The 16,745-nt window shown below is 56.6% G+C and carries 21 protein-coding genes and 1 pseudogene; 16 read left to right on the top strand and 6 right to left on the bottom strand.

The annotated features are described in order from the left end of the window. The first annotated feature begins 42 nt into the window (after positions 1–42). The 4 genes from F7R20_RS03230 to F7R20_RS03245 all read left to right on the top strand — a co-directional run bounded on the left by F7R20_RS03230 (position 43) and on the right by F7R20_RS03245 (position 3,969). Positions 43–798, top strand: a complete 756-nt coding sequence (locus F7R20_RS03230) for a PFL_4669 family integrating conjugative element protein (protein ID WP_081352462.1) — start codon at positions 43–45, stop codon at positions 796–798. Then, complete coding sequence (locus F7R20_RS03235; protein WP_081352461.1) at positions 795–1,313, top strand: DUF3158 family protein; 519 nt, start codon at positions 795–797, stop codon at positions 1,311–1,313. The genes F7R20_RS03230 and F7R20_RS03235 overlap by 4 nt, the downstream gene beginning before the upstream one ends. After that, positions 1,310–1,780 carry a single-stranded DNA-binding protein gene (locus F7R20_RS03240; protein WP_081352460.1) on the top strand — a complete coding sequence of 157 codons (471 nt, stop codon included), beginning with the start codon at positions 1,310–1,312 and terminating at the stop codon, positions 1,778–1,780. The genes F7R20_RS03235 and F7R20_RS03240 overlap by 4 nt, the downstream gene beginning before the upstream one ends. A gap of 221 nt (positions 1,781–2,001) precedes the next feature. Then, positions 2,002–3,969 carry a DNA topoisomerase III gene (locus F7R20_RS03245; protein WP_081352459.1) on the top strand — a complete coding sequence of 656 codons (1,968 nt, stop codon included), beginning with the start codon at positions 2,002–2,004 and terminating at the stop codon, positions 3,967–3,969. 46 nt (positions 3,970–4,015) lie between these two features. Here F7R20_RS03245 and F7R20_RS03250 read toward each other — a convergent pair whose 3' ends face one another. Further along, on the bottom strand, positions 4,016–4,249 hold the full coding sequence (locus F7R20_RS03250; protein WP_245224355.1) for a hypothetical protein: 234 nt from the start codon (positions 4,247–4,249) through the stop codon (positions 4,016–4,018). Positions 4,250–4,482: 233 nt separating this feature from the next. Here F7R20_RS03250 and F7R20_RS03255 point away from each other — a divergent pair, with 233 nt between their 5' ends. From F7R20_RS03255 to F7R20_RS03310, 12 genes are all read left to right on the top strand, one after another. Further along, on the top strand, positions 4,483–4,824 hold the full coding sequence (locus tag F7R20_RS03255) for a helix-turn-helix domain-containing protein (RefSeq protein ID WP_081352457.1): 342 nt from the start codon (positions 4,483–4,485) through the stop codon (positions 4,822–4,824). An 866-nt stretch (positions 4,825–5,690) separates the two neighbouring features. Next, a complete protein-coding gene (locus F7R20_RS03260; RefSeq protein WP_081352456.1) occupies positions 5,691–6,272 on the top strand; it encodes an STY4534 family ICE replication protein in 582 nt (193 codons plus the stop codon). Positions 6,273–6,341: 69 nt separating this feature from the next. Next, entirely contained in the window at positions 6,342–6,599 is a 258-nt protein-coding gene (locus tag F7R20_RS03265; protein WP_081352455.1) for a hypothetical protein, read from the top strand. Positions 6,600–6,698: 99 nt separating this feature from the next. Further along, positions 6,699–7,193, top strand: coding sequence for a RadC family protein (gene radC, locus F7R20_RS03270; protein WP_081352454.1), 495 nt, complete (start codon positions 6,699–6,701; stop codon positions 7,191–7,193). Positions 7,194–7,246: 53 nt separating this feature from the next. After that, positions 7,247–7,990 (top strand): DUF5983 family protein, encoded by a 744-nt coding sequence (locus tag F7R20_RS03275; protein WP_081352453.1) that lies wholly within the window; start codon positions 7,247–7,249, stop codon positions 7,988–7,990. Between the two features lie 110 nt (positions 7,991–8,100). Then, the gene (pilL2, locus tag F7R20_RS03280; protein WP_081352452.1) at positions 8,101–8,643 is read left to right on the top strand and encodes a PFGI-1 class ICE element type IV pilus protein PilL2; all 543 of its coding nucleotides are present in this window, start codon (positions 8,101–8,103) and stop codon (positions 8,641–8,643) included. Continuing rightward, positions 8,640–9,311 carry a chemotaxis protein gene (locus F7R20_RS03285; protein ID WP_081352451.1) on the top strand — a complete coding sequence of 224 codons (672 nt, stop codon included), beginning with the start codon at positions 8,640–8,642 and terminating at the stop codon, positions 9,309–9,311. The genes pilL2 and F7R20_RS03285 overlap by 4 nt, the downstream gene beginning before the upstream one ends. A gap of 9 nt (positions 9,312–9,320) precedes the next feature. Next, positions 9,321–10,040: a TIGR03759 family integrating conjugative element protein gene (locus F7R20_RS03290; RefSeq protein WP_081352450.1), complete on the top strand. Its 720-nt coding sequence runs from the start codon at positions 9,321–9,323 to the stop codon at positions 10,038–10,040. Next, on the top strand, positions 10,022–10,570 hold the full coding sequence (locus F7R20_RS03295; protein ID WP_081352449.1) for a lysozyme family protein: 549 nt from the start codon (positions 10,022–10,024) through the stop codon (positions 10,568–10,570). The genes F7R20_RS03290 and F7R20_RS03295 overlap by 19 nt, the downstream gene beginning before the upstream one ends. Next, a complete protein-coding gene (locus F7R20_RS03300; protein ID WP_081352448.1) occupies positions 10,567–11,082 on the top strand; it encodes an integrating conjugative element protein in 516 nt (171 codons plus the stop codon). The genes F7R20_RS03295 and F7R20_RS03300 overlap by 4 nt, the downstream gene beginning before the upstream one ends. A 9-nt stretch (positions 11,083–11,091) precedes the next feature. Continuing rightward, positions 11,092–13,197 (top strand): type IV conjugative transfer system coupling protein TraD, encoded by a 2,106-nt coding sequence (traD, locus tag F7R20_RS03305; protein WP_081352447.1) that lies wholly within the window; start codon positions 11,092–11,094, stop codon positions 13,195–13,197. 89 nt (positions 13,198–13,286) lie between these two features. Then, positions 13,287–14,018 (top strand): TIGR03747 family integrating conjugative element membrane protein, encoded by a 732-nt coding sequence (locus F7R20_RS03310; RefSeq protein ID WP_081352446.1) that lies wholly within the window; start codon positions 13,287–13,289, stop codon positions 14,016–14,018. Positions 14,019–14,128: 110 nt separating this feature from the next. Here the strand turns inward: F7R20_RS03310 and F7R20_RS31855 are convergent. From F7R20_RS31855 to F7R20_RS03330, 5 genes and pseudogenes are all read right to left on the bottom strand, one after another. Next, positions 14,129–14,309 (bottom strand): annotated as a pseudogene (locus F7R20_RS31855) (hypothetical protein); the annotation flags it as partial. A 15-nt stretch (positions 14,310–14,324) separates the two neighbouring features. Then, a complete protein-coding gene (locus F7R20_RS03315; protein ID WP_039011268.1) occupies positions 14,325–14,663 on the bottom strand; it encodes a hypothetical protein in 339 nt (112 codons plus the stop codon). A gap of 17 nt (positions 14,664–14,680) precedes the next feature. After that, the gene (locus F7R20_RS03320; protein ID WP_080766457.1) at positions 14,681–15,346 is read right to left on the bottom strand and encodes a competence protein CoiA; all 666 of its coding nucleotides are present in this window, start codon (positions 15,344–15,346) and stop codon (positions 14,681–14,683) included. A 137-nt stretch (positions 15,347–15,483) separates the two neighbouring features. Then, positions 15,484–15,942 (bottom strand): GIY-YIG nuclease family protein, encoded by a 459-nt coding sequence (locus F7R20_RS03325; RefSeq protein ID WP_081352445.1) that lies wholly within the window; start codon positions 15,940–15,942, stop codon positions 15,484–15,486. An 11-nt stretch (positions 15,943–15,953) separates the two neighbouring features. Beyond that, complete coding sequence (locus tag F7R20_RS03330; protein WP_081352444.1) at positions 15,954–16,727, bottom strand: toll/interleukin-1 receptor domain-containing protein; 774 nt, start codon at positions 16,725–16,727, stop codon at positions 15,954–15,956. Positions 16,728–16,745 lie beyond the last annotated feature (18 nt).

The raw sequence follows: 16,745 nt of genomic DNA on the forward strand, positions 1-16,745 counted from the left end.
CTGTCGCAACGTCTCCGTCCAAGCCTATGCGAGGACGACACCGTGGCCGATCACTATCAGCTCAACCTGGGCTCATTGCGCAGCAGCATCACCCTGACACTGCATACCCACCACGCCGCCCGAATTTGGCAAGGTCGAACCGCACGCGAAGGCGTCCACTCGATCATGGGTATGGCCGGCTACATCAGCGCCACTAACCTGATCAAACAAGCCGCAGCGCAGGACGATCCTTATGCCGACTGGGCGATCGTGCAGCTCGAAGAAAAATTGATGCAGGCCAAGGCTGGGATGCTGGAACTGACCCAGCAGTTGGACCGGATCAGACAGGACCTGCCGACACAGATCGACATGGGCGATAACCTCAATATCCACCCCGTCACCTTACCCTTGTACATCGGCAGCCAATTGGGGTTTCTCGCCGTCTACCTGCTGACTGACTACGACACGCTGGTGCGGCATACCCTGTTGGCCCATCACACCGCCTTGATCGGTCGCCGAGACATGGAAGCCTGGATCGACGACGGCGCCCACCTGTTGCGCAGCCTGTTCGGTCAGGCGCAGCGCTATCGGCATGCAGGCGTCACCCGTGACGACATGGCGGCGAACAACGCTCGTGCTCTGGCGGCCATGGAGAAGTTTGGACTCCCCCCTATGGACATCCTTGAGGGGCATCGCCGCTCCCAGTTCGCGCCACCGATCATTCGTCGTGGCGCTGTGACAGTAGATGGAGCTGACGCGTTGGCAGAGGAAGCAGTAGAACCATCTGCGACAGTCGATGAGCCGGAGGACGAAGTATGAAGCCCCTAATCCCGACTCAACCAATGCCCCTCGAAACACTAACAGCGGATGCCTATCGCCGACTCGAACACGCTGCCTCCCTAAAAGGCCTTTTAAAACCTTTTAAGGGTAAGGGGGAACTGGAATACCTGGCGCAGATGGCGAGGGAAATCGAGGCGCAGTTGTATCACCTGATGGAGGCTGTGGTGCAGCAAGCCGGACAACCTCCCTACTCACTGCTGGATATTCGATTGGTGCTGCAGAACACCAGTGCAGGCAGCACCTTTTTGCGTTGGCGTACCCGTGACTTCGCTCGTATGGGGGTTGCGGTCTGGGAACGCCAAGTCTCCAACAAGGCCTTGCCGCAAACCATACGCGAGGGCTTGCACCGTTTCGAATACGAGCGCATTGCGCTGAACTTGCAGATGAGCGTGGTGCATTCGCTCTACCGCCAGGCATCGACCTGCGCGATCAAAATGGCCAGTGCCGAACGGCTGCTGCGCCAACTCGCAATCGCAGTGGAGGTATCAGGATGAGTACTTTTTTTGTCGGCGAAGGCAACATTGGCAGTGCGCCAGAGTTCCAGGAATTTTCATCAGGCAATGACGAGCCACGGCGTTTGCTACGGCTGAATGTGTACTTCGACAACCCGGTGCCACGCGATGGCAGCTATGAGGATCGAGGCGGCTATTGGGCGCCGGTCGAGCTCTGGCACCGCGAAGCTGAACACTGGAGCACGCTGTACCAGAAAGGCATGCGCGTGTTGGTAGAGGGCCGCACCGTGCGCGATGAGTGGGAGGACAGTGAAGACAATGCGCGGGTGACCTTCAAGATCGAGGCGCGTCGTGTCGGCATCCTGCCTCATCGCGTGCAGAACGTGCTCATGCGGGAGCGCTCAAGTGAATCAGCCTCGTCTGCGGTTCCCGTCGGGCAGGCTACAGACCAGGCCAGCTCGCCCGCGTCGAAGTCCAAAAAGCGCAGAGGGCAGCCACCATCGGCATGATGGGCTTGAGGCATAAAAATTGCGCCTTTGCGCGAAGTTCCTGGCCCTCATCACTCGCTGCACGTGAAGCACTGTTGTCCACGTGACTACACAGTAGTAGCCTCATCCCCAATCAAGACTGCCCTCACCGACTAATATGAGGAACCTGCCATTCAGGTTTCTCATAGCTCGCCACTGCTGTTTCCAACAACGCTGCTCCGAACTCAACCCGGAGCAGTTCTATGCGTCTCTTTCTCTGCGAGAAACCCTCCCAAGGTCGTGACATTGCCAAGGTTCTCGGAGCCAGCCGACGTGGCGATGGTTGCTTGATCGGACCCGAGACAACCGTCACCTGGTGTATCGGCCATCTGCTGGAAACGGCCCCACCTGAAGCCTATGGCGATCAGTACAAAACCTGGTCGTTGGATCATCTACCGATCATTCCCGAACATTGGCAGGTCGAGGTCAAACCCAAGACCGCGGCACAGTTCAAGGTCATCAAACGCTTGCTCAGCGAAGCTAGCACCATCATCATCGCCACCGACGCCGATCGCGAAGGTGAAATGATTGCCCGCGAGTTACTGGAGCTCTGCAACTATCGTGGCTCTGTTGAGCGCCTCTGGTTATCCGCACTCAACGAGGCGTCGATTCGCAAAGCACTGTCCTCGCTGAAGTCTAGTCAGGAGACCTTCCCGCTTTATCACTCAGCCCTCGCCCGCAGCCGCGCCGATTGGCTGATTGGTATGAATCTCAGTCGTTTGTTTACCCTCCTAGGACGGCGGGCGGGCTATGACGGCGTGCTGTCGGTTGGACGCGTCCAAACGCCCACTTTGCGCTTGGTGGTTGAACGAGACCGCGCGATTGCCAGCTTCGTCTCTGTGCCGTATTGGGTGGTGGATGTGCACCTGTCTTCAATGGGGCAACCCTTCATCGCGTCGTGGATACCGCCCAGCTCAGGACGTGACGAAGCCGGTCGCTGCCTGCAGCAGGCGCTTGCCAGTCAGACCGTCCAATCGATTTTTAGCAGCAAGACCGCCACCGTAGTCTCGCTGCTGACTGAGCATTTCCGCGAAGCGCCACCCCTGCCCTTCGATCTAAGCACACTGCAAGAAGTCTGTTCACGCAAGTTGGGACTCGGCGCTCAGGAAACCCTGAACATCGCCCAAGCCTTGTATGAAACCCACAAAGCCACCAGCTATCCGCGCAGCGATTGCCGCAATTTGCCAGAGAGCATGTTCAACGAGGTAGCTGCGGTATTCGATGCCCTACTCAGAATGGATCCCGCGTTACGCCCAGCGCTCGGAAGCGTTGATCGATCATTGCGCTCACGAGCATGGAACGATGCCAAGATCACCGCGCACCACGCCATCATCCCCACCACCGAGCCGGCGAACCTTGGGCGAATGTCTGAACAAGAGCGCCAAGTCTACGAACTGATTCGTAGCCACTACCTCGCGCAATTCCTGCCGCCTCACGAGTTTGATCGAACCGAGGTCGAACTGAAGTGCGGCGCCGAGCGTTTGACTGCTGTTGGCAAACAGATCCTCGTCCAAGGCTGGAAAGGCTTACTCTCCGACAACCCCGAAGACGATGAGCCCAGTCAAAAGTCCCAGGTGTTGCCTGCCTTACAACAGGGCGCGCAGTGCGCAGTGGACGACGTCGAACTCAAGTCTATGCGCACTGCTGCGCCCAAACCACTCACCGAGGGCGATCTGATCAAGGCGATGAAAAACGTCGCCAAGTTGGTCAACGACCCGCGTCTGAAACAGAAACTTCGGGACACCACCGGTATCGGCACCGAAGCCACGCGAGCCGGCATCATCAAGGGGTTGATTGATCGCGGCTATTTGCTGAAGAAAAAACGAGCCTTGATGGCCTCCGCAGCGGCCCATACGCTGATCGAAGCGGTACCCGCTGCAGTCGCGGATCCGGGTATGACAGCGATCTGGGAGCAAGCTCTGGATGAAATCGAAGCAGGACGTCTGACCTTGGACGCATTCGTTGCCAAGCAGGCGCACTGGATTACGCAGTTGGTCGAGCACTCCGGAGCGCTCACCTTGTCGGTACCGGTCGAAGCCGGACCGCACTGCCCCATTTGCAACGCCTCAATGCTTAGGCGGAAGGGAAAATCAGGACCGTTTTGGTCATGCTCCCACTACCCGAACTGCAACGGCACTGTGCCGATCAGCAAAGGGCCGCGTCGACCATGACGCACCGTTGGTGATCACATGAATCTTTGGCGGGCTGGTATACGGGTCAGTGCATCATCAACGGCAGTTGATCCTTCTCCAAGTCGCTTAGCGGTTGTCCGATTTCACGGGCCAACGCGATGCCTGTCGCGATCCATATCTGCCCCAGTTCGTTGAACGTTTTCAGGTGAGCAGGATCTTCATTGAGCCAATGAACAAGGCTATCGAGATGTTCAGGATTATCAGGGCAGTCATGGATCTTGATGAACAGCTCCAGTGTTCGATCCCAGATCAGGTCCATGACGTTCTCGCGCGGCTCATCCATGCTCAACCTTACCTCCCTTTGGCCCTATCAGACCGCTCAGTCTCGCTGGTCACTTCGGCCTCTGATTCCTGGAGGAATAGATGTCACGTCGCGACAAACAGCTATTTCAGTCAATATAACAACCCTTTAAGTCGATACTCAACCGTTAAGGATGTTCATGTCAATGGGTCTTTGCTCAACCATTCGGGTTGAATTGGAGAACTCATCACTTGGCACATAAACATCCAACCCAAGCCCAAATCGGCCGCATGATCGCGAAGCACCGCACCCAGCGTAATCTGACCCAGGAAGAGGTGGCTGAACGACTGGGGATCGGCAGCGAAGCCATTTCGCGCCTTGAGCGGGGTGTGGTGGAGCTTTCCGTGGTCAAGCTGATGCAACTGGCAGACATCTTCGACTGCCGGATGGATGAACTGCTGACGGAGTCGAGCACTCGCCCCAACGACCAGGGCCAGATGATCGCGGGCCTGCTGAGCGGCCTTCAAGAAAGCGACCGTGCCTTTATCCTGACGACCGTCGAACAGCTGGCCGCTCATCTCAGTAGCAAATAACCTCTTAGCACACTGGCTTGACGTCCTCCCACCCCCTCTGCTGTAGTGCCTCAGGATCATCGCTTACGGCGACCCAAGACCGATTCGCTCCGGGTAGCTCGGTCGGACTGTTAGAGTTCGGAGCCTTCTCTTCTGCGGAATTTCATTCCCGCTTTGTGCTCGACCGGATCAATGTGGCGGATGACCGCTGTTGCCTCTGCCAGGCATCAGCGGTCATCCGCTACGGCAATCGCATTCAGTCCCGGAGCCCGCCGGGGAAATACTGGGCACCCTTTGTGCGCGGATGCGTGCCAGCGTATTCCGACCCAGGCCACGATAAGGGTCGGTTGGCGAATCATGGCCCAGTCAAATCAAGTTTTGCGAGGAGCTTGTCGACTGCGTCAGACCGCCTAAGGTGGCTTTTCTGTTCCTCGCCTGGCCCCTAGCCAGGCCCCTTCTTCACTTTCTTCAGTCCAGTAATTTCCACTGTATTCCGGCCATAAAAAAACGGCTTGGGGTGTCTTGACGCTCCCCTATGACAGGCTTATACAAAAGGTGTGGTTCGCTGTCGTTGACAGCCCAGCCCAGGTAGCTTGAACCTTCAAGGCTACGCCACGCTCGTGGTGGTTTACCCAAGTGCGATCAGCATTCGGAGGCTCGCACGGTTACCGCGTCAGCGGTGATGAATGCCCACTACCCTAGGTCCGCAGACCTGCTGCGGTTTTCTCCTCTGCTGCACCTCTATTCTCCAGGCGCATCGAACTGATGGTCATCGGCTTGCGGGTGCCGTGTCGTTCATCGCTTGCCTTCACCTTACCCACCCTGACGGAGCTCACTTTCCCGTCAGGGGCTGTGCGTCGCCGTTTTTCCTTGAAAGGAGAACCACCATGGCCCACGCCAACCAATCCCAAGAAGCAACTACTTACTTCAATCTGCATACCGTCGGCATCGGCTACCTCAACCGCGTTCGCGAAGTACAAGTCCGCCGCGGCCAGCCGTTCATGGCCTGCGATATCGCAGCCCTGCACGGTGCCACGGATGCGGTCGAATACACTCGCTTCGACTGCAAAGTCGCTGGAGGCGAAGCTGAACGCTTGATCCGCCTCTATATGGATGCAGTCAATGCCGAGAAAAAGGTTTTGCTGTCATTCCGTATCGGCGACCTGTGGATTGACCCATTTCTCTATGAGAAAGGCGCTAAACAAGGCCAACCGGGCGCCAGCCTGAAAGGTCGTTTGCTCTTCATCGACTGGATCAAGGTCAACGGCGTATTCGAATACAAAGCGCCTGCCAGGCAGGAGGCAACAGCACCTGCTGAGCAAACGCCAAACAGTGAGCCATCCCCAACGTCGGCTGATGCCGAAGCTGAGGATACCGACAACCCAACAGAGACCAGGATCAAACCTGAATCTGCACCCACTCTCCGCACAGCCCGCCGTGTTGCCACACGTACAGTTCAGTCCGCCTGAACAATCCACGATGTTTACATCAAGGCGCTCAATCGAGCGCCTTTCTTCAAACCGCACAGGAGAACCCACATGGAATCCTTCTGGCTTTGCGACGATTGCCTGTTCGCTGCGGCTTACGAGGACTACAGCACGTTATCGCTCTACTACACGACGGATGAAATCGAGAAACGCATCGCCGGTCTCCATCGCGGGCTGGTTCGGCTAATGCCCATCAGTGCCGACTTCGACCCCGAAACTGACCGTGGAATAAGAACCTTCTCCCCATTGCCCTGCGACGGTTGTGACTCACACCTGCACGGACAACGCCACCGATTCACTCGGCTGTAAACAGCGCGTCATCGGGCAATGCCCGTGACTCTATATCCACCTCGGGGACACCACTCCCCTCGGGGTGTACCCCCGGATTGTTCCCTTCGGAGGTACCTCATGAACACACAGCTCACCCTGATTGAAGCCTCGGATGTCGAGGCTGGTCGCATCGCCCAGGAAAACCAGCTGATCGACGAAGCGCTGCACATTCTGGATCGCCGGCTGTTCACCTGCGGCCCGAACCTGACGTCACCTGACATCGTGGCCTCATATCTGAAACTTCATCTTGCGCAACAAGAGCATGAAGTTTTCGGTGTGATTTTTCTCGACTCCCGCCATCGCGTTCTGGCGTTCGAGATCCTCTTTCACGGCAGTATCGATGGCGCCAGTGTTTATCCCCGCCAGGTCGTCAAGCGCTCCCTCGCACATAACGCAGCAGCCGCCATTTTTGTTCATAACCATCCCTCGGGATGTACGGAACCCAGCCAGGCAGATCGCGTCTTGACCGCACGGCTGAAAGCGGCGTTGGACTTGATCGAAGTTCGTGTACTGGATCACTTCATCGTGGGTGAAGGTCGCCCACTTTCTCTTGCCGAATACGGCTGGCTTTAACCCTTACAGGCGCCTTCGGGCGCCTTGTTCATTTTCATCCTGGAGAAATACTCATGAACTCCACTACCCAAGCCCCAGCCATGCTGGGGGCCTCAAACCCATTCGTTCGCGGCTATGACAATCTATTTATTGAACGGCTGCTGCAAATCACCTACGCGAACAACTGCCCTCCCTGCTTTCGCTCCATACACGACTCACAAGCTCATCTACCCGACGATGCGCTGGAACTGTTCCCCTGCCTTTTCAACGATGATTTCGCCTTGATCAGCGAAGGCCAATTCATTCCGGATGAGCTGGATGAATGCTGTCCGTTCACCGGGCTGGTGCGCCAAGTGGTTTACTCCGTGACTGGCGAGATGCTCAGCGAGCGACATCACGTCGGCGACTTGTACTCCCTGGAAGAAGCCCAAGCCATGGTCCATCGCTTGAAGTTCGAAACGGGACACTACAGTCGAGCCTGGGAGATCAGTACCGCACACCTCACTGAAGAGGCGTTGCGCTACTTGGAACGCCGGGCTAGCAATTTCAACTCCGGACCAACCGGTCTGCTGTTTGAACCCTTCGCCCTGACAGACGGCAATGGCCTCGGGTGTAAGCTGATCGGCACGCCCTGGACCGACGAAAATCTGATGAAGATTGAGGGCGGTCTTTACACATCGCTGAGGCAGGAGCAGCTCGACGCTGGCACACCGGAAGCCCTGGTCAACGTACTGTATTTGGCGGCATTGGCGGATGTGAGGTTGTTGATTCTCGACCCCGACGCTGCCGTCTTGGATGGGCTCGCCATTTATGACTAAATAGCAACGCGTTCAACTTAAACACGACCCGTCTTGAATCAACTTACTCACTGACCCGCCCCTCCACCTCATGTCAGGTTCTGCACTGAATCTGACATGAGGTTTTTTCCATGGAGCGTTTTTTCACGCCTGTCTGCCTGCTGGGTTTATTGAGCGCCTGCACGGCGCAGATCCCCACCCCATTACCGACTAGTCCAGAGAATGCCGGTAGTTCCAATCGGGCCCAGCTTTCGAGGAGTACAGCCGAAGAGAGTCACCCGACAGAGCTCCGCTATGGCCGCTATACGCTGGTCAGCACCGAGCCCACAGCAGAGCAACGTGATCTTCTCGCTCAAATCATTGACGTGAGCATTCCGCTCAACCTGAATCCTTCGGTACAGGAAGCGATGCACTACGTGCTGCAGCGCTCAGGTTATTCGCTCTGCCCTGCTGCCGAACCAGTAAAAATACTTTTCACCAGGCCTCTGCCCGCAGCCCATTACCGGCTCGGCCCGATCCCATTACGCAGCGCACTGCAGGTACTGGCTGGCCCCGCCTGGCAACTCACGACCGATGAGGTCAGCCGTTCGGTCTGCTTCGAACGGGAGAAAAATGACGCTGGCAACGTGCAGGTCACACCAACCTCGCCCCATCAGTCGGAGGCACGCCCATGAAAGCCTCGACATTTCAAACTCTCATTGTCGGCTCCCTTTGTCTGGCGGTCTCCGGGCTGAGTGGTGGCTTGTATAACCAGTATCAACGCGTGACCGAGCTGGAAAATGCGAACGCCCAACGCTTACAGACCCTGGATACCCTGCAACGTGATTCAAGCACCCTCATGGATGCACAGGAGAAGCTGCAGTACGCACTGAAAGACCTGAAGCAGATGGTCGATACCGGTGAGCGACAGGCCAATACCCTCGATCCGATGTTGGATCAATGGGCGCAAGAGATTCAGGAGCTACGCGACGGTCTGGCAGACCGTGCCACCGCAGCCGATATGATCGCGCTACGCGCACGACTTGAGAACGTTGAGCAGCGACTCCTGGACCTCAAGCCCCAGTCATCACTCCCATCACCGACACCCTCCTCAGCCAAGCCGAAAAAAGCCGCTCGCGCCAAGCCTGCCCCGCTCTCGCCGCCATTCTCAGTGCTGGGTGTTGAATCCCGCGGTGGCGAGCGCTTTCTGGCCGTAGCGCCTCCTGATAGTCGCTCACTCAAGGATATCCAGTTGCTGCACAACGGCGAGCAGCTCGGCGCATGGCAGCTGAAGGCGCTGGAGCCGAACGCGGCCATCTTCGCCGTGACCGCTCAGCCAGACCAGACCGTGCAACTCCCTTGAGAAACGATTATGAACCGAGCGCTACTGTCCCCCGTCGTCTGTCTCGTTTCATTGCTTAGCACGGGCGCTGCGATGGGCAACCCTGTCACGACACCGTCACAGGTCCAGGACACACAGTCCACTCCGCTGGGGCGCTCGCACTCTGAACAGGCGGCAAGCTGGGGTCTAACGGAGCAAGAGTGGACACGCTTCGAACAGATCCAAGCCGGCCCGCGTGGTTTCTGGAGCCCGAATCTGGATCCGCTGACCGCGCTCGGCGTCGAAGCAGAGACCGACCAAGAGCGCCAGCGCTATGCCGAATTGCAGGTAGCGCTGGAAGCCAAACGAGCCGAGCGCGAGTTGGCTTACCAAAACGCCTACACCGCAGCTTGGGCCAAGCTGTTTCCTGGACTGTTGCCGATTCAGGGTATGGCATCCCCGCCCGCTGCTAGCTCACCGGTAGAGCCGCGCCGTGCTCTGTTTGTCGAAGACCATTGCCCTGCGTGCACCGCTGAAGCGCAGCGTCTGCAAAGTAGTGATACAGCGTTCGATATCTACTTGGTGGGCAGCCAAGGTGAGGACGAACATGTCCGTGGCTGGGCGCGGCAAGCAGGCATTGATGCGAGCAAGGTCCAACACCGGCAAATCACGCTGAACCATGATCGCGGGCGCTGGTTCAGCCTGGGAGCCCCGAGACCGCTACCCGTCACATTTCAGCAGGTGAACGGACAATGGCAACGTCTCGATTGACTGCTATTGCGCTCCTGCTGACGGTGCACGCCGTCCGGGCAGACGAACTTCCGCCTCCGGCTTATCAACTGGCAGCGCATGACGCCAACGTCCCTTCCACGGTGTTGTTCGCGATTGCCCTGCAGGAGAGTGGCACCCGCCTCCGTGGTCGACTGCTGCCCTGGCCCTGGACGCTGAATATTGCCGGTAGCCCTTACCGTTTCGCCAATCGTCAGACCGCCTGTCACGCCTTGCTTCAGGCGCTTGCTCGGTATGACGCCAAGCGGGTCGATGCCGGGCTTGGGCAAATCAACCTGGGCTATCACGGACAACGTTTCTCCAGTCCCTGCGAAGCCCTTGAACCCTACCGCAATCTGGCCGTAACTGCCGCGCTGCTGCAAGAGCATCACGCCGTCACCGGTGATTGGGTGTCAGCCGCTGGCCGATATCACCGCCCGGCAGGAGGAACGCCGGCCGCGCGTTACCGCGCCGGCTTTTCCCTACAACTCGAACGATTGCAGGTTTCCTTTAAAGAGGGCACACCACCATGACGCGAATTCCCAGTGCGTATTACTTCGCCGTGCTCTTGGCTGCGCTCGCCCAGCCGGGACTGTCGTTTGCAGAAGTTCAGCCTGGCGGTTTCACCCGCCCCCAGTTTGAAGCTTCCAGGCCGCCAATAAACAACAAGACCCAGCCTGCTCGGGCCATACCTGCAGACCTATCTGCATTTGCCGATGAAACCTGGATACTGCCCGTGCGCAGCTCTCACTTGAGCCCAGGCCAAATCACAACTCGCACCCTGGACATGCCGGGCTTGCAGCCATTTTTCCTTGTCGGGGAGGATCCCCAATCGTTGGCTTGGCTGCATCAGCGTGCGACTGAACTGCAAGAAATGGGGGCCGCCGGTCTCGCCGTCGAAGTGACCGATACTGAAGCCCTGGCCCGAATTCGAGCAGCTGCGCCGGGCATCACCATCCTGCCGGTCAACGGCAACGACATCGCCTCTCGCCTGAAAATTGAGCACTACCCTGTCTTAATCACAGCCACCTCACTGGAACAGTGAGTCTGGGTCATGGCCGAACATGCGATGGAGTCCAAACTCCGGCCCGCAGTCGAGCTGTATACCGTGGCGATCTGCGTCGCCGCAGCGGTGTTATGCGTGTATTCGCCCTGGGCCGTGGCCCTATCACCCGAGATCGGTCTGACTGCGGCGCTGGCCTATGCCCTGTTCGGTTTGATCCGCCTCCGACAAGCCTGGGAGGTGTTGCGCTATCGGCGCAATATCCGCCGGCTGCCGCGCTACGAGCTAACCAGCCGGCAGATTCCGGTGAGCCGCAAACGTCTGTTCATGGGCCGCGGCTTTCGCTGGACCCGCCTGCACACCCAGCGCTTGGTCGAGGCCCAGGATCCGGCCGTCGCTCACTACGTCGACCAACCGACCCGTTACCGCCTGGCACGTGGACTCGAACGTCGCCTAGAACATGCACCGTTTCCGCTCTCGACACTGGCCCGTGTCACGGCTTGGGACAGTGCCTTCAATCCGATGCGCCCTTTACCCCCGGTCGGTGGTTCGCCGCTGTTGCATGGGGTCGAGCCCAACGAAACGGAAGTCAGTCTGCCGCTGGGCGAACGGGTCGGACATACCCTGGTGCTGGGCACGACCCGTGTTGGCAAGACCCGGCTCGCCGAGGTGTATATCACCCAGGACATTCACCGCGTCGAACACGAGGTGGTCATCGTCTTCGATCCGAAGGGCGATGCCGACTTGCTCAAACGGATGTACGTTGAAGCCAAACGCGCTGGTCGAGAAAAGGAGTTCTATGTTTTCCATCTGGGCTGGCCGGAGATCTCCGCTCGCTACAACGCCGTGGGACGTTTCGGACGTATTTCGGAAGTGGCGTCGCGCATCGCCGGACAGCTCAGTGGTGAAGGTAATTCTGCGGCCTTTCGTGAGTTCGCCTGGCGCTTCGTCAATATCATTGCCCGGGCTTTGATCGAGTTGGGCCGGCGCCCAGACTACCTGCAGATCCAGCGACATGTGGTCAACATCGACGCACTGTTTATCGAATACGCCCAGCAGTTTTTCGCCAAGACCGACCCGAAAGCGTGGGAAGTGATCGTCCAGCTTGAAGGCAAGCTCACCGAGAAAAATATTCCCCGGCATATGATCGGGCGCGAAAAGCGTGTGGTGGCCATCGAGCAGTACCTAGCGGTGAAGCGGGTATTTGATCCGGTAATGGACGGACTGCGTTCGGCGGTACGATATGACCGTACTTACTTCGACAAAATCGTTGCCTCGCTGCTGCCGCTGCTGGAGAAACTCACCACCGGCAAGACCGCCCAGTTACTGGCCCCCAACTACACCGATTTAGATGACCCGCGACCAATCTTCGACTGGATGCAGATCATCCGAAAACGCGGCATCGTCTACGTTGGCCTGGATGCGCTGACCGACGCCGAGGTGGCCGCCGCGGTGGGCAACTCCATGTTCGCCGACTTGGTCTCGGTCGCCGGACACATCTACAAACACGGCATCGACCATGGCCTGCCCCCATCAGGCAGCAGCAGTGACAAGTTGCCGATCAACCTCCACGCCGATGAGTTCAACGAGTTGATGGGTGATGAATTCATCCCGTTGATCAATAAGGGCGGCGGCGCAGGAATCCAAGTAACCGCCTATACCCAGACCCTCAGCGATATCGAAGCACGTATTGGTAACCGCGCCAAGGCCGGCCAAGTCATTGGTAACTTCAACACCCTGCAGATGCTCCGCGTGCGCGAAACCGCCACTGCAGAACTGCTCACCCAGCAGTTGCCCAAGGTCAATGTGTTGACCAAAACCCTGGTGTCGGGTGCGACCGACACCTCCGATCCGGAGGCCAACACGGACTTCACTTCGTCCTCGCAGGATCGCGTCAGCACCACCAGCGTGCCGCTGATTGAGCCAGCGCATATCGTCAGTTTGCCCAAGGGGCAAATGTTTTCCTTTCAGGCCGGTGGCCAGCTCTGGAAAGTCCGCATGCCGTTGCCTAAGCCCTCCAACGACGATGCCATGCCCCAGGACCTGCAGGAGCTTACCCAGCGGATGCGGGCCACTTACAACGAACAGGTGGGCCAATGGTGGAGTGCAAGCGGCGGCGGCCCGACAACCAACTTCGATCTGGATCAGGTGGGGTAGCCCGCCCCGCTACAGGTTTTGATTCAGCAAACACGTATTCGGCAGGCGCCGTGGCAGCATCAACTTAACGGTGCGCAATGGAGTAAAGGATGGCGACTTCCGTACAGAACACGCCGCCACAACCGATCCAGCGCCCGGGATTGATCGTCTCGGTTATTGGCTTGGTCTTACGCATCATTGGCTTGCTGATCGCCTCGTTGCTGTTTTCGATCCTCATTGAGTTCGCCGGTTTGCTGCTGTTCTGGGGCGATCAGGGTTGGCGACACAGCCAGGTCATGCTGAATAGTGAGCTGGGTTGGCTCAGCGAGCACTTCAAAGCTTCACTCATCCTCCAACAACCCGGGCGAAGGATTGTTCAAGTACTGGACTTTCTCAATCAATGGTTGCTGGTCAAGACTGGCTTTGCGGATTTTGCCCAGCAGGCGCGGGTATCGAGCATGGACAAAAGCTTCTGGGGGTGGATCAACCAGTTTTACGTGAGCATTGAAGATTTTGTGCTGGCGGCGGTGTATGTGACCTTTACCTTCGTTGTGCGCCTGACCATTCTGGTCCTGGCCACGCCCTTGTTTCTGCTGGCCTCTCTCACCGGTTTTATCGATGGTTTGATGCGTCGCGACCTGCGCAAATTTGGTGCTGGACGAGAGAGTAGCTTCGTCTATCACCGAGCAAAACGAGCAGTGATACCACTATTGCTTGTGCCCTGGATTATTTACCTATCCCTGCCCTTTTCGCTCAATCCCATAGCTATTTTTTTGCCTTGTGCAGTAATACTTGGAGCAGTAGTAGCGATCACAGCGACAACGTTCAAAAAATATCTTTAAGTGCTTCGTTCAGCTTTTTCCGTTGTTCGTGGAGCTGGTGTTTGCGCAGGTGTTCAAGACTGTTCGCGCCAGAATTGGGTCCTATAGTTGTTGAGCCTTCGTCTATAGGGAAAGACCAGTCCCGCCTTGTCCACGGCGCAGGCTCCTGGGCGCTCGCTTGCCGGATCACGCAGTTCGTTTTTAGCCGTACACTTCGCAATTCCATACCAGCACGGCACCGCCACGGTGCTCCTTATCGCCTGCTCGCCACTTCGTGGCGGTTGCACGTATCACGTTAATCAACTGTGTTATGGGCGATCTTTTCCGTTACTGGGATAGCCGATAGAACAAGGTGGGTGACGGCTCGATTATCAGAGCGTCATCCTTCGCGGAATAAAAAATCTTGGGGCCGATTCCTGTCTTGGCGTTCAGGTAGCCGCCTGCAATCTCACCAACACTTACCCCGAGCACAACATTGTTTTTTGCAAAAAACTCCTTAACGATAAAGTGACCGCCGTCTTGATCGATGACCAGTTTCAATCCTCCGCTGCTGCGTTCATTGCTCCACGCACCAACGTATTTGCTGGTACCGCTGGAGGTTTCACTAGGATCAGAGCAGCCCACCAGTGCGATCACCAGCGTATAGCCAAGCAAAACTCGCTTCATATCGATTTTCCTATCAATTAAGAGGCGGATGCTGGCCCACCATTTCTACTGAAATCTGAGGTCCCTTCAGCCAACGCCGCGATGAACAGCGAACGGTCTACCAGAAGCGCTACCCCTTCATTGTTTTGAGGATCGAATCTACATACTCGCCAAAACCCATACTGATCACCAAAATCGATGAACACTGGGGTAGTTGTATGCCAGCGATGAAACAATTTGCTCCTGCCAAACCATCGAAAAAATGCAAACCCATCGTCATCAGGATGAGTGCGCATATTCGAGAAAGTCACACAATCAAATTCACTTTTTGCCCCATCGATCACCCATACCATTCGCTGGTAGAAGCTCTCGCGAGCCTTCACTTCTGAATGGTCGATAGTCGAGCGCTGAAACTCCACAACCACGCCATGCTCTGTACGAACGTCGGAGATGTGCTTTTCACCCGTCAGTGCATCGTATTGAATGACTTCTTGCCAGTCCTTCGGGAACCGATCCTTCCATCGACGATGCCATTCCGTTTCTGTTTCCCACCACCGATCACAGGTATCCAAGGAAAGATGAGACCAATGCCAAATTACATGCTTGCCACATTTAGCGACAAGCTCACCGCCGCAAGCTCGGCATACAGCTTGCATTTTGGGCTGCGCCTCTGACTTCACCCCATTGACGTCGGCATATCGCATTCAGACTTTCCTAGTCAGTTCGCGGACGCAAGAACAGCGCCCTGGTACGGCCAAATCTCGCAATTCGGCTGATGCATTAACCGCCATGCTTGGAAAATCGCACCGCGCTTACCCTGATCGTTTTTTCATTGAGTTTCCTAGATCAGGGAGGCTTCCTGGCTGGATACGATTGCAGAAACCCAGCTGTACTGAGTGCCCTTCATCAACCTCGTCGTTGGTTTGTTGAAGAGGCTCGAACGCCACCGTAGTATCAGGAATTCCTCAACTTCCTTTCGGCCGAAGGGCACCAAGATGAAGGAGAGCGTGTAGGTTTTCGATAGCACGCCGAGCAAACCGACTTTGTCCGCAAGCGCTATGCTGAATTGCTCGCACGTAATCCGAGCGAAAGTGTGGTTCTCAACGCGAGTCAAGTCCCGCATACGAGAACGCAAAGATGAGGTTTCCCCCACGTAGACGGGGCTAGCATCTTTCCAGAGAACGTAAACACCAGCATCCTGTGGTACGTCGCTCGCCCATTTTTGTCCTTCCGCTACGACTCTGCGAGCTGCTGCGCAGAGGGCGATTTCATAATCGCGGAGTGATTGTTGTATGCTCATCGGCGCGTTTCCTAGTCATAGCTAGCGAGTAGGTCGTCATATGCTTCGACCATGCAGTGAGCCTCTTGCCACTTGTTGTGCATTGAAAGCAATGCCTCTAGAACGTGAGCTCCCGTTCTCATGGCTTTCCCAATACCCCAAAGCAGGTAATCCAGGGTTACCACGGTGTTACCAACCTCAAAAGCGTATGTGTTATTGATCGGCGCATGACTCGGAAATTTCTGGTTAGCACGGTCAACAGCTTCAGCCAGTAGGGGGTTCTTATGCATCAGCGAGAAATGCTGATGAGCTTTATTCTGTTTAGAAAGATCATCTAAAGCATGCTTCATGACGGCAAGTTCGCTCCTTAGAGCTTCCATCTCAGCTTCTGCGGGCTTTTCTACCGGCGTTGCGGGGCCAAGCGCGCGAAGTAGAAGATCAAGCATTGGTTTGTAAGACGAGGGATCGGTGAAGTCAGCGTAAAATTTCCCTTTCAGAAAACCTGGCAGCGCCACTTTTTGCACCAACAGTGGCAGGACAACCACTCTGCGCTCCTCAATCTCTCGGTTTGACGCGATCTCCAGTTCCCTCTGCACCCAAACACTACCAATGGAGTGCTCACTTAAAACCGCTGCCACAAAATCTACTTCATCAAGACCTTCACGAATTTTCCCTATGAGGGAGTCACCGATGTTTATTTCGGCTTCATCAATCCAAACAGAATGACCAGCTTGGCGAAGATCGTTCGCGAGACGCCTTGTAAAAGGTTTGTCCGCATGGTTATGACTTAGGAACACCTTACTCATCAGCTAACTTCCATCAAA

It is taken from the genome of Pseudomonas brassicacearum subsp. brassicacearum (genome assembly GCF_008801605.1).
GTDB lineage: Bacteria > Pseudomonadota > Gammaproteobacteria > Pseudomonadales > Pseudomonadaceae > Aquipseudomonas > Aquipseudomonas brassicacearum.

Excerpts from the sequence above, each read along its gene's own strand:
- F7R20_RS03235 (WP_081352461.1), top strand. The coding sequence starts at position 795 with ATGAAGCCCCTAATCCCGACTCAACCAATGCCCCTCGAAACACTAACA.
- F7R20_RS03240 (WP_081352460.1), top strand. The coding sequence starts at position 1,310 with ATGAGTACTTTTTTTGTCGGCGAAGGCAACATTGGCAGTGCGCCAGAG.
- F7R20_RS03245 (WP_081352459.1), top strand. The coding sequence starts at position 2,002 with ATGCGTCTCTTTCTCTGCGAGAAACCCTCCCAAGGTCGTGACATTGCC.
- F7R20_RS03250 (WP_245224355.1), bottom strand. The coding sequence starts at position 4,249 with ATGGACCTGATCTGGGATCGAACACTGGAGCTGTTCATCAAGATCCAT.
- F7R20_RS03260 (WP_081352456.1), top strand. The coding sequence starts at position 5,691 with ATGGCCCACGCCAACCAATCCCAAGAAGCAACTACTTACTTCAATCTG.
- F7R20_RS03265 (WP_081352455.1), top strand. The coding sequence starts at position 6,342 with ATGGAATCCTTCTGGCTTTGCGACGATTGCCTGTTCGCTGCGGCTTAC.
- radC (WP_081352454.1), top strand. The coding sequence starts at position 6,699 with ATGAACACACAGCTCACCCTGATTGAAGCCTCGGATGTCGAGGCTGGT.
- F7R20_RS03275 (WP_081352453.1), top strand. The coding sequence starts at position 7,247 with ATGAACTCCACTACCCAAGCCCCAGCCATGCTGGGGGCCTCAAACCCA.
- pilL2 (WP_081352452.1), top strand. The coding sequence starts at position 8,101 with ATGGAGCGTTTTTTCACGCCTGTCTGCCTGCTGGGTTTATTGAGCGCC.
- F7R20_RS03285 (WP_081352451.1), top strand. The coding sequence starts at position 8,640 with ATGAAAGCCTCGACATTTCAAACTCTCATTGTCGGCTCCCTTTGTCTG.
- F7R20_RS03290 (WP_081352450.1), top strand. The coding sequence starts at position 9,321 with ATGAACCGAGCGCTACTGTCCCCCGTCGTCTGTCTCGTTTCATTGCTT.
- F7R20_RS03295 (WP_081352449.1), top strand. The coding sequence starts at position 10,022 with ATGGCAACGTCTCGATTGACTGCTATTGCGCTCCTGCTGACGGTGCAC.
- F7R20_RS03300 (WP_081352448.1), top strand. The coding sequence starts at position 10,567 with ATGACGCGAATTCCCAGTGCGTATTACTTCGCCGTGCTCTTGGCTGCG.
- traD (WP_081352447.1), top strand. The coding sequence starts at position 11,092 with ATGGCCGAACATGCGATGGAGTCCAAACTCCGGCCCGCAGTCGAGCTG.
- F7R20_RS03310 (WP_081352446.1), top strand. The coding sequence starts at position 13,287 with ATGGCGACTTCCGTACAGAACACGCCGCCACAACCGATCCAGCGCCCG.
- F7R20_RS03315 (WP_039011268.1), bottom strand. The coding sequence starts at position 14,663 with ATGAAGCGAGTTTTGCTTGGCTATACGCTGGTGATCGCACTGGTGGGC.
- F7R20_RS03320 (WP_080766457.1), bottom strand. The coding sequence starts at position 15,346 with ATGCGATATGCCGACGTCAATGGGGTGAAGTCAGAGGCGCAGCCCAAA.
- F7R20_RS03325 (WP_081352445.1), bottom strand. The coding sequence starts at position 15,942 with ATGAGCATACAACAATCACTCCGCGATTATGAAATCGCCCTCTGCGCA.
- F7R20_RS03330 (WP_081352444.1), bottom strand. The coding sequence starts at position 16,727 with ATGAGTAAGGTGTTCCTAAGTCATAACCATGCGGACAAACCTTTTACA.